The 14,294-nt window shown below is 57.6% G+C and carries 10 protein-coding genes and 3 tRNA genes; 4 read left to right on the top strand and 9 right to left on the bottom strand.

Annotated features, from left to right (window positions below; translation table 11 throughout):
• Positions 1-65 precede the first annotated feature (65 nt).
• The 5 genes from miaA to nnr are packed head-to-tail and all read right to left on the bottom strand — an operon-like array spanning position 66 to position 6,200.
• Positions 66-1,016 (bottom strand): tRNA (adenosine(37)-N6)-dimethylallyltransferase MiaA, encoded by a 951-nt coding sequence (gene miaA, locus AC3WS9_RS02450; RefSeq protein ID WP_282493307.1) that lies wholly within the window; start codon positions 1,014-1,016, stop codon positions 66-68.
• Positions 1,009-2,850: a DNA mismatch repair endonuclease MutL gene (mutL, locus tag AC3WS9_RS02445; protein WP_492486503.1), complete on the bottom strand. Its 1,842-nt coding sequence runs from the start codon at positions 2,848-2,850 to the stop codon at positions 1,009-1,011. The genes miaA and mutL overlap by 8 nt, the downstream gene beginning before the upstream one ends.
• A gap of 9 nt (positions 2,851-2,859) precedes the next feature.
• Positions 2,860-4,203: an N-acetylmuramoyl-L-alanine amidase AmiB gene (amiB, locus tag AC3WS9_RS02440; RefSeq protein WP_285145717.1), complete on the bottom strand. Its 1,344-nt coding sequence runs from the start codon at positions 4,201-4,203 to the stop codon at positions 2,860-2,862.
• A 16-nt stretch (positions 4,204-4,219) separates the two neighbouring features.
• On the bottom strand, positions 4,220-4,681 hold the full coding sequence (gene tsaE, locus AC3WS9_RS02435; RefSeq protein ID WP_282493304.1) for a tRNA (adenosine(37)-N6)-threonylcarbamoyltransferase complex ATPase subunit type 1 TsaE: 462 nt from the start codon (positions 4,679-4,681) through the stop codon (positions 4,220-4,222).
• A complete protein-coding gene (nnr, locus tag AC3WS9_RS02430; RefSeq protein WP_492486501.1) occupies positions 4,674-6,200 on the bottom strand; it encodes a bifunctional ADP-dependent NAD(P)H-hydrate dehydratase/NAD(P)H-hydrate epimerase in 1,527 nt (508 codons plus the stop codon). Before nnr ends, tsaE begins: the two co-directional genes overlap by 8 nt.
• Between nnr and queG the strand changes: the two genes are divergently transcribed.
• Positions 6,199-7,338, top strand: coding sequence for a tRNA epoxyqueuosine(34) reductase QueG (queG, locus tag AC3WS9_RS02425; protein WP_492486499.1), 1,140 nt, complete (start codon positions 6,199-6,201; stop codon positions 7,336-7,338). The genes nnr and queG overlap by 2 nt on opposite strands.
• 270 nt (positions 7,339-7,608) lie before the next feature.
• Here the strand turns inward: queG and AC3WS9_RS02420 are convergent.
• The 4 genes from AC3WS9_RS02420 to orn all read right to left on the bottom strand — a co-directional run bounded on the left by AC3WS9_RS02420 (position 7,609) and on the right by orn (position 8,652).
• Positions 7,609-7,684, bottom strand: a tRNA-Gly gene (locus tag AC3WS9_RS02420).
• Positions 7,685-7,720: 36 nt separating this feature from the next.
• A tRNA-Gly gene (locus AC3WS9_RS02415) sits at positions 7,721-7,796 on the bottom strand.
• A gap of 46 nt (positions 7,797-7,842) precedes the next feature.
• Positions 7,843-7,918, bottom strand: a tRNA-Gly gene (locus AC3WS9_RS02410).
• A gap of 188 nt (positions 7,919-8,106) precedes the next feature.
• A complete protein-coding gene (gene orn, locus AC3WS9_RS02405; protein WP_492486497.1) occupies positions 8,107-8,652 on the bottom strand; it encodes an oligoribonuclease in 546 nt (181 codons plus the stop codon).
• 107 nt (positions 8,653-8,759) lie between these two features.
• Here orn and rsgA point away from each other — a divergent pair, with 107 nt between their 5' ends.
• The 3 genes from rsgA to mscM all read left to right on the top strand — a co-directional run bounded on the left by rsgA (position 8,760) and on the right by mscM (position 14,207).
• The gene (gene rsgA / locus AC3WS9_RS02400) at positions 8,760-9,812 is read left to right on the top strand and encodes a small ribosomal subunit biogenesis GTPase RsgA (protein ID WP_282491509.1); all 1,053 of its coding nucleotides are present in this window, start codon (positions 8,760-8,762) and stop codon (positions 9,810-9,812) included.
• A 97-nt stretch (positions 9,813-9,909) separates the two neighbouring features.
• On the top strand, positions 9,910-10,878 hold the full coding sequence (gene asd, locus AC3WS9_RS02395; protein ID WP_492486495.1) for an archaetidylserine decarboxylase: 969 nt from the start codon (positions 9,910-9,912) through the stop codon (positions 10,876-10,878).
• A gap of 17 nt (positions 10,879-10,895) precedes the next feature.
• Complete coding sequence (gene mscM, locus AC3WS9_RS02390; RefSeq protein WP_282491511.1) at positions 10,896-14,207, top strand: miniconductance mechanosensitive channel MscM; 3,312 nt, start codon at positions 10,896-10,898, stop codon at positions 14,205-14,207.
• Positions 14,208-14,294 lie beyond the last annotated feature (87 nt).

The raw sequence follows: 14,294 nt of genomic DNA, 5'->3' as shown, positions 1-14,294 counted from the left end.
TTGTTATGTACTTAGAACCTTGCGATTCTGAAAAATTGCGCACGATACGAGTTAATTGTACACATTCAGTCTGCGATAGCACCCACAACCTGTAAAACTTCGTTGTACGCCTGGTCTGGCTTCTCACTGTCTAACCAGTGGATTCCGTCCCAACCGCGCAACCAGGTTATCTGGCGTTTCGCTAACTGTCTGGTGGCGCAAACACCTCGATAAACCATTTCATCGTATGAGATCTCGCCTTCAATGTAAGACCACATCTGGCGGTATCCGACACAACGAATGGAAGGCATGTCCGTATGCAAATCTCCGCGAGCAAAAAGCGCCCGCACTTCTGCTTCAAAACCTGAAGCTAACATCTGATGAAAACGCTGCTCAATTCGCTGATGGAGCAGTTCACGGCTCGCCGGGGCGATGGCGAACTGATGCACCTGATACGGCAGAGCTTCTCCTGACGTTTGCGTCAGTTCCGTTAAAGTTTTACCCGAAATGAAAAAAACTTCCAGTGCCCGGGAAAGCCTTTGCGGATCATTTGGATGAATCCGTGCTGCGGCAACCGGATCAACCTCTTCCAGTTGTTTGTGCAACGCGCCCCATCCCTGCTCTGCCGCCTGCTGCTCAATTCTGGCTCTCACTTCAGGGTTCGCGGACGGCAAGGGTGATAACCCCTCCAGCAGCGCCTTGAAGTAGAGCATGGTTCCGCCGACTAACAGCGGAATCCGGCCCGCTGCGGTGATCTCGGCCATTTGCGCCAGCGCATCGCGGCGAAAATCCGCTGCGGAGTAAGCCTGCGCCGGGTCGAGAATGTCCAGCAGTCGGTGCGGTGCCGCGCGCAGTTCGTCTGCGTCTGGCTTCGCCGTGCCGATATCCATCCCTTGATAAATAAGGGCGGAATCGACGCTAATCAACTCTACTGGCAAAACTTTACGTAGCTCAATGGCTAACGCGGTTTTGCCCGAGGCCGTTGGGCCCATTAAAAATATCGCCTTTGGCAGGCTCGCCTTACTCACATCACTCATTTTTCAGGGCATTCATCGCCGAATCTAAATCAACACGTTGTAATAAACCACCCGGCGGTGCTTTGACCAAATGAGGGCAAAGACGTTCAACTTCTGCCAATACGGTAATGGCTTGCGCCATACTCCACGGATGGTGGTCGCTCGCTAAATGGCGGGCAATCCACTGGGCGGTATTGGTGGCATCAACGGTCGTTTGCTGCGCCAGGTAGCCTATCAGTTCAGGAATCAAGTTTTGTAAATTTTGTTGGCGTAAGGGTAAAGGCACCGCGCGAATCGTCACATGATGGGCCTCTAACACAAATTGTATGCCCATTTCCGCCAACAGGGACTCAACGCGCGTTAATACACCGCTTTCGTCCGCGGAAATTTTGAGCCGCACCGGGATCAACAGCGGTTGGGCGCAGGCCGCGTTTGCGCCAGGCGTCAGCTGCGCCTGTTTGAGCCAGCGTTCCGCAACCGGTAGCGCCAGCAGCGCCAGCTTCCCGTCGCGCTCAAGCAGCGCCATATCCGGGGCAACGATCGTCAGCACCCGGCCAAAACTCTGGCTGTGCCCTTCCAGCGCCGGGGCCGATGGCGCCACAGGCTCTTTACGCTCCACGGCCGGAGTATCCAGCAATTTGCTGTAGAGCGCACCCTGCTGTTTTTGATACCCCGGCGCATGGGGATAATTCGCCCCGCTCGGGCGTGGTGCCTGACCGCCAGATGAATAGCGCGGCGTCTCAGGCTCACGCGCGACAGCCGGTTCGGCAAACTGATTACGGCCCGCCGCCACGCGATTTTCCGGGATCGGGCGCGACGCAACCGTCTCTTCCACCAGCGGCAGCGAAGGTTCAGCCTGCTGCTGTAACACGCTCAGCACGCCCTGATAGATAAAATCGTGGACCAGTCGCGACTGATGGAAACGCACTTCATGTTTGGCCGGATGGACGTTAACGTCTACCTGGTGCGGATCGATTTCCAGATAGAGAACAAAAGCAGGCTGCTGATCCGCACCAAGCTTGTCTTCACAGGCCTGACGGATCGCATGGTTGATCAGCCGATCGCGCATCATGCGGCCGTTGACGTAGCAGTACTGGATCTCCGCCAGCGTGGCGTTCATGGCTTTCGGATCGGCCACCCAGCCGCGCATCGCGAGATCGCCATGCTGCCACTCGATCGCCAACGCCTGTTCCAGGAACCCGGTTCCGCAGATCGCGCCTAAGCGGCGCTCTTTCTGACCCCCTTCCGCCACCGCACGATACTGACGCATCACTTTGCCGTTATGGCTCAGATTGATCGTCACATCGAAACGCGCCAGCGCGATACGGCGAATGATCTCGTCGATATGGCCGAACTCGGTTTTTTCAGTGCGCATAAACTTGCGTCGCGCCGGGGTGTTGTAGAACAGATCCAGCACTTCCAGCGTGGTGCCCACGGGATGGGCGGCAGGTTTGACGGTCACGTCCATGTCACGCCCTTCCGCATAGGCCTGCCAGGCTTCCTGCTGTTCGGCAGTGCGAGAGGTGAGCGTCAGACGAGAAACGGAGCTGATACTGGCCAGCGCTTCGCCGCGAAAACCGAGGCTGATGATCGCTTCCAGATCGTCGAGGGAGGTAATTTTACTGGTGGCGTGACGAGCCAGCGCTAAGGCCAGCTCGTCTTTTTTGATGCCGCAGCCGTTGTCCCGAATACGAATCAGCTTTGCGCCGCCGCGTTCGATATCAATATCAATGCGGGTTGCGCCCGCATCGAGGCTGTTTTCCACCAGCTCTTTCACAACCGAAGCAGGACGCTCCACCACCTCGCCGGCGGCGATTTGGTTCGCAAGCTGCGGCGGCAGAACCTGAATCGGCATGAATTCTCCTTAGTTGGTCGCGCTCATCTCGCCAGGCAGAGCGGCGCTGGCGGTTTGACCCGCGCCCCCTTGCGGCGCTGACTGCAGCGGATGCGCGGCAAAGTAATTGCGCAGACCGTTATAAATCGCATCGGCAATCTGCTGCTGATAGCTGTCGCTGCCCAGCAGACGCTCTTCATTGTTATTGGTGATAAAGCCGGTTTCGACCAGGATCGACGGGATATCCGGGGAGCGTAACACGCCTAAACTCGCATGCTCAGGACGGCGCTTGTGGATCGCACCGACGCGCTGAAGCTGGCTAATCACATTCGTCGCCACATCATACCCGACGCGCTGAGAATGACCGAACTGTAAATCCAGCACCGCCTGGCTGAGATACGGGTCGGACTGACTGTTCGCCAGCACGTCACCCGCGCCGCCGAGCAGTTCCGACTGCTTCTCGTGCTCTTCGAGCCAGTTCGCCATTTCGCTGTTCGCACGGCGGTTCGACAGCACCCACACCGACGCACCGGTCGCGCTGCGGTTTGGCGCGGCATCCGCGTGGATCGACACCAGGAAGTTGGCGTTCTGTTTCCGCGCGACGTCGGAACGGCCCATCACCGAGATAAAGTAGTCGCCGTCGCGGGTCATCACCCCTTTAAACATCGGGTCGTCATTCAGCAAAGCGCGCAGCTTACGGGCAATGGAGATAGTGACGCTTTTCTCCTGCGTACCGCCCGGCCCAATCGCGCCAGGATCCTGGCCGCCGTGGCCGGCATCGATGGCAATAATCACTTTCTCATCGGACGACACCGCCCGCGCACGCGCCGCCGGACGGGTCACGGTATTGCTGCTGGTGACGCTGGTGATGCGATCGTTTTGCGCTTTGAACGGATTTCGCGCCGGTTCAGACGGACGCGGTGCAACCACCGGCTGCTCCACGCGCTGTGCCACGACAGGCGCAGGCGGCGGAGGTGGAGGCGGCGGTACATCGGCGTTAATGGTAAAGACCACGGTGTAGTTCGCGCCGTTTTGCTGCTTCACCGCGCGGGTTTTGCCGTTCTGCGTCAGATCGACCACCAGTCGCAAAGACTGAGGATCTTGCGCATTGCCGGAGCGAATACTTTTGACCAGGTTGTTACCGCTAAACTGCAGCGGCAAGCCCTGAATCACGCCGGTCTGTTTGATATCCAGCGCGACGCTACGTTTATCGACCTGGGTAAAGGCGTAATCGGGATCGCCCATGAAACTGAAGGTGATGCGCGCCTGCGAATCACCGTTGGACACCTGAATATCCGATAAACTTGCCGCACCGGCCTGCGCGCACAGCAGCACCGTTGCGGCCAGCAGCCAACCTTTAACGCGATTAATCATCCCGTTATCCCTTCATTCAGCTGGCTAAACGAGCCAGCAAGGAACAGCCTGATGAGGAAACTGCACTGATGCGTGCCTCACGCCCTTGCGCCTGGTAATCTAAGTGAATTTCGACATCCGGGTCAGGCAACACACCCGCACCTTGTTGCGGCCACTCCACCAGGCAAATGGCATCGTTGGCGAAATAGTCACGGATACCCATAAATTCCAGCTCCTCTGGGTCCGCAAGACGGTAGAGATCGAAGTGATACACCCTCAAATTGTCGAGTTCGTAAGGCTCAACCAGGGTATAGGTCGGGCTTTTCACATTCCCTTTATGGCCCAGCGCCTGCAAAAAGCCGCGGCTGAAGGTGGTTTTACCCGCGCCCAAATCACCGTACAAATAGATGACGGTTGCCCCTTCGCAGGCCTGCGCCAGGCGTTTGCCAAGATCCAAAGTTGCCTGCTCGTCGGGTAAAGCGATCACTCGATTAGTCATTTTCTACGTCAATCACATCCGGGTTAACAACACGCCGCAGCGTGTCAAAAAGATCGGTGGCCAGCATGCCGCGCGTACCGTACTGCGCAGCCAGCCTGTCGGCTGCCGCGCCGTGCGCCACACAGCCTGCAATGGCAGCATCATAAGGGGTAAGTTTCTGTGCCAGCAAGGCGCTGATAATGCCGGAGAGCACATCGCCCATTCCGCCACTCGCCATTCCCGCATTGCCCGCGTCGATAATGCCCAACGCGCCAGATTCGCAGGCCACAATCGTGCCTGCCCCTTTCAGAACCGCAACACCTCCATAACGTTTTACCAGACGCTGCGCAGAAAGTAAGCGATCGCTTTCAATTTCTGCGACGCTGCAGTTAAGCAGCCGCGCGGCCTCGCCGGGGTGTGGCGTCAGGATGCGATTGTGACGTTTATCAGGATTGATTGCCAGAAGGTTCAGCGCGTCGGCGTCCCACAGCATGGGTTTGCGGCAGTTCTCGACTTTCTGCAGCGCTTTTTTGCCCCACTCCTGCTGACCCAGTCCTGGCCCTATCGCCACGACGTCCGCCCACGCCAGGCTCTCTTCGAGGGATTGCGGCGTCAGCTCATGCACCATCAGCTCTGGCCGGGCGGTGATGATTGGCGGGATATTCTCAATGCGAGTGAGCACTCGCACAAGGCCCGCCCCCGCGCGCAGAGCGGCCTCCCCGGTCATGCGAACAGCCCCCGCCGTGCCGCGATCGCCACCGATAATCACCAGTTTCCCGTGATCGCCTTTATGGGACGTCGGACGGCGCGGCGGCAGCCACCGGGCAAGCTGCGAGCCGTCAAAACGAGTAATAACCGTTTCCTGAGCTGCCAGCCAGCTATCCAGACCTAACGCATGATGGTGAAGTTTACCCACGACATCACGCGCTTTACCGGTCAGTAATCCGGGTTTGAGGGCGATAAAGGTCACGGTGGCCGCGGCGTGAATCACCGCGCCCGGCGTCGCCCCCGTTTGCGCGACCAGTCCCGAAGGGATATCCAGCGCGATAACCGGCGCGGGATGGGCATTCGCATGGTCAATCAGTGTTGCCACCTTGTCGCGGGGAGCCTGTTTGAGGCCAGTACCGAGCAGCCCATCCATAATGAGGTCAACTCCCTCCGGCCAGACGATATCCGCCGAGTGGATCACGCCTCCGGCGTTCAGCCAGGCGTCGCGGGCCTCGCTCGCCTCTTCCGGCAATGGTTTGTCGCTCTCCAGCGCCAGCAACGTCACGTTTATGCCAGCGGCTGCTGCCAGGCGAGCGACGACATAACCGTCGCCGCCGTTGTTGCCATGGCCGCAGAGAATCAACCAATGCGTGGCGCGCGGATACGCCTCACGCGCGACGCTAAACGCCGCATCGCCTGCGCGGCACATCAGTTCGTAGAGGGTAATGCCGAGGCTGTCAGCGGCCTCTTTTTCGGCGCGACGCAGGGCGTCCGCAGGCCAGATGGAATGTGGTATACTTGCGGGGATTTTCTTCACTGTATGGTCCGTCATGTCACAGCCCCTCGATCTCAATCAGTTAGCGCAAAACATTAAACAGTGGGGCGCTGAGCTTGGCTTTCAGAAAGTCGGTATCACCGATACGGACCTTTCCGCGAGCGAGCCAAAACTGCAGGCCTGGCTGGACAAACAATACCACGGCGAAATGGAGTGGATGGCGCGTCACGGCATGATGCGCGCCCGGCCCCACGAGCTTTTGCCGGGGACGCTGCGCGTCATTAGCGTTCGCATGAACTACCTTCCCGCCAACGCGGCGTTTGCCCGCACACTGAAAGATCCGTCATTGGGTTACGTCAGCCGTTATGCCCTCGGGCGTGATTATCATAAGCTTCTGCGTAACCGCTTAAAAAAACTCGGGGAAACTATTCAGCAGCACTGTGGCTCGCTGAATTTTAGACCCTTTGTCGACTCCGCGCCTATCCTTGAGCGCCCCATTGCCGAAAAAGCCGGACTTGGATGGACAGGTAAGCACTCACTTATCTTAAGCCGCGATGCAGGTTCGTTCTTTTTTCTCGGTGAATTGCTGATTGATTTGCCGCTGCCGATCGACGGCCCGGTTGAAGAGGGCTGCGGGCGCTGCGTGGCCTGCATGACTATCTGCCCGACAGGGGCGATTGTCGAGCCTTACACCGTGGATGCACGCCGCTGTATCTCGTATCTCACGATTGAGCTCGAAGGGGCGATCCCGGAAGAGTTCCGCCCGCTGATCGGCAACCGGATTTACGGCTGTGACGATTGCCAGCTCATCTGCCCGTGGAATCGCTATTCGCAGCTCACGGACGAAGACGATTTCAGCCCGCGCAAAGCCCTACACGCCCCGAAACTGACGGAGCTGTTTGCCTGGGATGAAACCAAGTTTCTGCGAATCACCGAAGGTTCGGCGATCCGTCGTATCGGACATCTGCGCTGGCTGAGAAATATCGCCGTGGCCCTGGGAAATGCCCCCTGGGACGAAGCCAATATTCAGGCGCTCGAAGTGCGCCGAGGTGAGCACCCACTTCTCGACGAACACATAGAGTGGGCGATTGCGCAGCAAATCGAGAAGCGAAACGCCTGTGTCGTTGAGGTGCAATTGCCGAAGAAACAGCGTCTGGTTCGGGTGGTCGAAAAAGGGCTTCCGCGCGACGCCTGAACTATTCACAGCCTGTGAATAAAATCACGAAGTCAGGCACCATCAGGCTTTGCAGACAGGTCAAGTGATCTCAATAACATTTTGAAATCAAATTTTATATATCAACTTCAATAAGTTACGGATATACCGTTCACCGTGCGAAGGTTTTGGCGGTTCAGGAATAATAGCAGGATCTGTGGATAACTCTGTTTACAAGAGTTTGTCAGAAGCAATGGAAAATGTCCCCAACGAAAGACTTCGCTGTGGATAAACTGGGTATGAAGAAGAATTTGGAGCGGGAAACGAGACTCGAACTCGCGACCCCGACCTTGGCAAGGTCGTGCTCTACCAACTGAGCTATTCCCGCTTGGGTGGTGCGTGTCTGACGACACTTTTCAAATTTTGGAGCGGGAAACGAGACTCGAACTCGCGACCCCGACCTTGGCAAGGTCGTGCTCTACCAACTGAGCTATTCCCGCTTGGGTGGTCCTGGTGCTGCGCGTATCTTGCGATACTTTCAAATTTTGGAGCGGGAAACGAGACTCGAACTCGCGACCCCGACCTTGGCAAGGTCGTGCTCTACCAACTGAGCTATTCCCGCAAAAATCTGACGCTGTCGTAACGTGTAATTCTCTGTCGTTACGGGAGGCGCATTATACGAGAAATCCTTTTAGCTGCAACCCCCCTGAAAGCGATTTTTTAGAAATCTTGTTCAAGTGACTAATTAATCGGCAAGCTGCACAATTTAACGGCAAAAACCCGGCTACGCAAGCGCGCCGGGCTGCAAACTTACAACTTAATAAAGTTTTCGCGGTAATACGCCAGTTCTGCCACCGACTCACGAATATCGTCCATCGCCTGATGGGTGCCCTGTTTCTTAAAGCCATCCAGAATTTCTGGTTTCCAGCGACGCGCCAGCTCTTTCAGCGTGCTCACGTCCAGATAACGGTAGTGGAAATAGGCTTCCAGCTCCGGCATATACTTGAACAGGAAACGGCGGTCCTGGCCGATACTGTTACCGCAGATCGGCGATTTCCCCTCAGGCACCCACTGTTTCAGGAACGCGATCGTCGCCAGCTCAGCGTCGCGGTCACCCTGGGTGCTGGCTTTCACGCGCTCCACCAGCCCACTGCCGGTATGGGTGCGCACGTTCCAGTCGTCCATCAGCGCCAGCTGTTCATCAGACTGATGCACGGCAATCATCGGCCCTTCCGCCAGAATGTTCAGGTTGGCATCGGTCACCAGCGTGGCGATCTCAATGATGCGATCGCGCTCGGGATCCAGCCCGGTCATTTCAAGATCGATCCAAATCAGGTTGTTTTCGTCTGCGCTCATGTTATTTTCCACCCTTCTCGCATAACCGGCTGTAGCAGGTTAACTAGTATTAATTAGTGTGTATCATAGAGGTTTTGCCCGATACGGGCGACCAGGAGTCAGCACGATTGAGTAAAAATAAACTCTCCAAAGGGCAACAGCGCCGTGTGAGTGCCAACCATCAGCGCCGTCTTAAGACCACTTCGGAGAAACCCGATTATGACGACAACCTGTTTGGCGAAACGACCGAAGGCATGGTCATCAGCCGTTTCGGCATGCATGCCGATGTGGAAGCCGCCGACGGTAGCGTTCACCGCTGCAACATTCGTCGCACCATCCGTTCACTGGTTACCGGTGATCGCGTGGTATGGCGTCCGGGCAAAGCGGCGTCCGAGGGTGTCAACGTAAAAGGGATCGTCGAAGCGGTTCATGAACGCACATCCGTTCTGACACGCCCCGACTTCTACGACGGCGTCAAACCGATCGCCGCGAATATCAATCAGATCGTGATTGTCTCGGCGATCTTACCCGAGCTTTCGCTCAACATTATCGACCGCTATCTCGTCGCCTGCGAAACGCTGGAAGTCGAGCCGCTGATCGTCCTGAACAAAATCGACCTGCTGGATGAAGATGGCATGGCGTTTGTGAACGAGCAGATGGACATCTACCGGGCGATTGGCTATCGCGTGCTGATGGTCTCCAGCCATAAGAAAGATGGCCTGAAACCGCTGGAAGAGGCGCTCACCGACCGCATCAGCATTTTCGCTGGCCAGTCTGGCGTCGGTAAATCCAGCCTGTTAAACAATCTGCTGGGGCTGCAGGAGGAGATCCTGACCAACGATGTGTCGGACAACTCAGGGCTTGGCCAGCACACCACCACGGCCTCGCGGCTGTACCACTTCCCGCACGGCGGCGACGTCATTGACTCCCCAGGGGTGCGCGAATTTGGTCTCTGGCACCTTGAGCCGGAACAAATCTTCAATGGATTTGTCGAATTCCATGAATATTTAGGCGCTTGCAAATACCGCGACTGTAAACACGACAACGACCCTGGCTGCGCCATTCGTGAAGCGGTGGAAAACGGGAAAATTGCCGAAACCCGTTTCTACAACTATCACCGCATCCTCGAAAGCATGGATCAGGTAAAAACGCGTAAAAACTTTTCTGATTCTGATAACTGACAACTAAGCTAAGCGTCGCTAAAATCGTCCCCTTTTTTCAGGTTCCGGCTCTGTGAAGCCGGATCAGGAACGACAAAACAATGGCCTGGAGGCTACCTTGTTAAACTCATTTAAACTTTCGCTTCAATACATTCTGCCTAAACTATGGCTCACCCGCCTGGCGGGCTGGGGCGCGAGCAAACGAGCGGGCTGGCTGACAAAGCTGGTTATCGATCTGTTCGTTAAATACTACAAGGTCGACATGAAAGAGGCGCAGAAGCCGGACACCGCCAGCTATCGCACCTTTAACGATTTCTTCGTCCGCCCACTGCGCGATGACGTTCGCCCGCTGAATACCGATCCCAACGTGCTGGTGATGCCTGCTGACGGCGTGATTAGCCAGCTCGGCAAAATCGAAGAAGACAAAATCCTGCAGGCCAAAGGCCACGACTACAGCGTGGAAGCCCTGCTGGCGGGTAACTACCTGATGGCGGATCTGTTCCGCAACGGCTCGTTTGTCACCACCTACCTGTCGCCGCGCGACTATCACCGCGTTCACATGCCGTGCAACGGTATCCTGCGTGAGATGATCTACGTGCCGGGCGATCTGTTCTCCGTGAACCATCTGACGGCGCAAAACGTGCCGAACCTGTTCGCCCGTAACGAGCGCGTCATCTGCCTGTTTGATACTGAATTTGGCCCAATGGCGCAGATTCTGGTCGGTGCTACCATTGTAGGCAGCATCGAAACCGTATGGGCTGGCACCATCACCCCGCCGCGCGAAGGCGTCATCAAACGCTGGACCTGGCCGGCTGGCGAAAGCGAAGGCTCCGTTGCCCTGCTGAAAGGTCAGGAGATGGGTCGCTTCATACTGGGTTCCACGGTGATCAACCTGTTCGCCCCGGGTAAAGTGGATCTGGTTGAAACGCTTTCCAGCCTCTCCGTGACGAAAATCGGTCAGCCGCTGGCCGTTTCTACCGAAACCTTCGTGACGCCAGACGCTGAGCCAGCACCGCTGCCAGCCGAAGAGATCCAGGCCGAACACGACGCCAGCCCGCTGGTTGACGATAAGAAAGACCAAGGCTAACCAAAGGGGTTACTGAAGTGCGCCCGATTATCATTTTTCTGATGGCCTGGTGCCTCAGTACAGGGGCGTACGCAGCGACAGCCCCTGATGCCAAACAGATATCCCAGGAACTGGAGCAGGCGAAGGCGGCAAAACCCGCCCAGCCGGAAGCCGTTGAGCAGCTCCAGGCCGCGCTGAACGCGCTTGAGGAACGCAAAGGTTCCCTCGAGCGCGCAGAGCAATATCAGCAGGTTATCGACAACTTCCCCAAACTCTCCCAGACGCTCCGCTCACAGCTGAACAACATGCGCGACGAGCCGCGCGACGTTCCTTCGGGCATGAGCACCGACGCCCTGAATCAGGAAATCCTGCAGGTCAGCAGTCAGCTGCTGGAGAAGAGCCGTCAGGCGCAGCAGGAGCAAGAGCGCGCGCGTGAAATTGCGGACTCCCTCAGCCAGCTGCCGCAACAGCAAACCGATGCCCGCCGCCAGCTCAGCGAAGTTGAGCGCCGCATCGGCACACAGCCCGGCAACAATCCGCAAAATCTGAGCCTGCAGGCCGAATCCGCCAAACTCAAAGCCCAGGTCGATGAGCTTGAGCTGGCCCAGCTCTCCGCCAATAACCGTCAGGAACTGGCGCGTATGCGTTCCGAACTGGCGCAGAAACAGGGGCAGCAGCTCGATACCTATCTGCAGGCCCTGCGCAATCAGCTCAACAGTCAGCGTCAGCGCGAGGCCGAGCGTGCGCTGGAGAGCACCGAACTGCTGGCGGAAAACAGCGAGCACCTCCCGGCCGGGATTGTGGCTCAGTTCAAGATCAACCGCGAGTTGTCCGCCGCGCTGAACCAGCAGGCCCAGCGTATGGATCTGGTCGCCTCGCAGCAGCGCCAGGCGACCAATCAGACCTTACAGGTGCGTCAGGCTCTGAACACCTTGCGCGAGCAGTCCCAGTGGCTGGGCTCGTCGAATCTGCTGGGCGAAGCCTTACGCGCTCAGGTGGCGCGTCTGCCGGAGATGCCTAAGCCGCAACAGCTCGACACCGAAATGGCGCAACTGCGCGTCCAGCGCCTGCGCTACGAAGACCTTCTCAACAAGCAGTCGCAAGTCCGTCAGCAGCATCAGGCGGATGGCGAGCCGTTGACCAGCGAAGAGAACCGTATTCTCGAAGCTCAGCTACGCACCCAGCGCGAACTGCTGAACTCTCTGCTGCAGGGCGGCGATACGCTGATTCTGGAACTGACCAAGCTGAAAGTGTCCAATAGTCAGCTGGAAGATGCGCTGAAAGAGGTGAACGAAGCCACCCACCGCTATCTGTTCTGGACCTCTGACGTGCGGCCGATGAGCATCTCCTGGCCGATCGACATTGTGCAGGATCTGCGTCGCCTGATCTCACTGGATACCTTTGGCCAGGTGGGCAAAGCGGGCGTGATGATCCTGACCAGCAAAGAGACGATTTTCCCGCTGCTCGGGGCGTTGATTCTGGTTGGTTTTAGCATTTACTCGCGCAGGCACTTCACCCGTTTCCTGGAACGTTCCAGCGCACGCGTCGGGAAGGTGACGCAGGACCACTTCTGGCTCACGCTGCGCACCGTATTCTGGTCGATTCTGGTGGCGTCTCCGCTGCCGGTGCTGTGGATGACGCTGGGCTATGGCCTTCGCGAAGCCTGGCCGTATCCGCTCGCAGTAGCGATTGGCGATGGCGTGACGGCTACGGTGCCGCTGCTGTGGGTGGTAATGATTTGCGCCACCTTTGCCCGCCCGAACGGGCTGTTTATCGCCCACTTCGCCTGGCCGCGCCAGCGCGTAACGCGGGCGATGCGCTATTACCTGATGAGCATCGGACTGATCGTGCCGCTGATTATGGCGCTGATCATGTTCGATAATCTCAACGACCGTGAGTTTTCCGGCTCCCTCGGACGTCTGTGCTTCATGCTGATCTGCGGCGCGCTGGCGATGGTGACCCTGAGCCTGAAACGCGCCGGTATTCCGCTGTATGTCGATAAAAGCGGCAGCGGCGAAAACATGGTGAACCGCATGCTGTGGAACTTGCTCCTCAGCGCACCGCTGGTCGCGATTCTGGCCGCCGCAGTCGGGTATCTGGCGACCGCCCAGGCCCTGCTCGCGCGTCTCGAAACCTCGGTGGCGATCTGGTTCCTGCTGTTGGTGGTGTATCACGTTATCCGCCGCTGGATGCTGATTCAGCGCCGCCGACTGGCGTTTGACCGCGCCAAACATCGTCGCGCCGAGATCCTCGCGCAGCGCGCGCGTGGCGAAGACGATCCGCACAGCACCAGCAGCACCGAAGGGACGACGGAAGTGGATGAGGTCGAACTGGATCTGGATGCCATCAGTACCCAGTCCCTGCGACTGGTGCGATCCATTCTGATGCTGATCGCGCTGCTGTCGGTGATCGTGCTGTGGTCCGAAATACACTCGGCGTTTGGCTTCCTTGAAAACATCTCCCTGTGGGACGCGACGTCCACGGTACAGGGCGTCGAAAGCCTGGAGCCGATTACCCTGGGTGCAGTGTTAATCGCGATTCTGGTGCTGATCATTACCACCCAGCTGGTGCGTAACTTCCCTGCTCTGCTGGAGCTGGCGCTGTTGCAGCACCTGGATCTCACCCCCGGCACCGGCTACGCCATCACCACCATCACCAAGTACCTGATCCTGCTGTTTGGCGGGCTAGTGGGCTTCTCGATGATTGGGATTGAGTGGTCGAAACTGCAGTGGCTGGTCGCGGCACTCGGTGTGGGTCTGGGCTTTGGTTTGCAGGAGATCTTCGCCAACTTCATTTCGGGCCTGATCATTCTGTTCGAAAAACCGATCCGCATCGGCGATACGGTCACGATCCGCGATCTGACCGGGAGCATCACCAAGATCAATACGCGTGCGACCACCATCAGCGACTGGGACCGCAAAGAGATCATCGTGCCGAACAAGGCGTTCATCACCGAGCAGTTTATCAACTGGTCGCTGTCCGACTCCGTAACGCGTGTGGTTCTGACCGTTCCGGCTCCATCCGATGCCAACAGCGAAGAGGTGACGCAAATTCTCTATACCGCCGCCGAGCGCTGTTCGCTGGTGATCGACAACCCGGCACCGGAAGTGTTCCTGGTCGATTTGCAGCAGGGGATTCAGATTTTCGAGCTGCGTATCTACGCCGCCGAGATGGGACATCGTATGCCGCTGCGCCATGAGATCCACCAGCTGATTCTGGCCGGGTTCCGCGAGCACGGAATTGATATGCCATTCCCACCGTTCCAGATGCGTCTGGAAACACTGGACGGGCGTAAAACGGGAAGAACGCTGACGTCAGCGGCGCGGAAACGGCCGGCGGGGAGTTTGTAAGGTGAGTACGGATTAATTCAGTGCGGCCTGATGCCCTCACCCCAACCCTCTCCCACCGGGAGAGGGAGAACACACTAAAAAATCCTC

Source organism: Lelliottia sp. EB106-05-01-XG201 (assembly GCF_058791735.1).
This window is presented reverse-complemented; position numbering and strand designations above follow the sequence as displayed.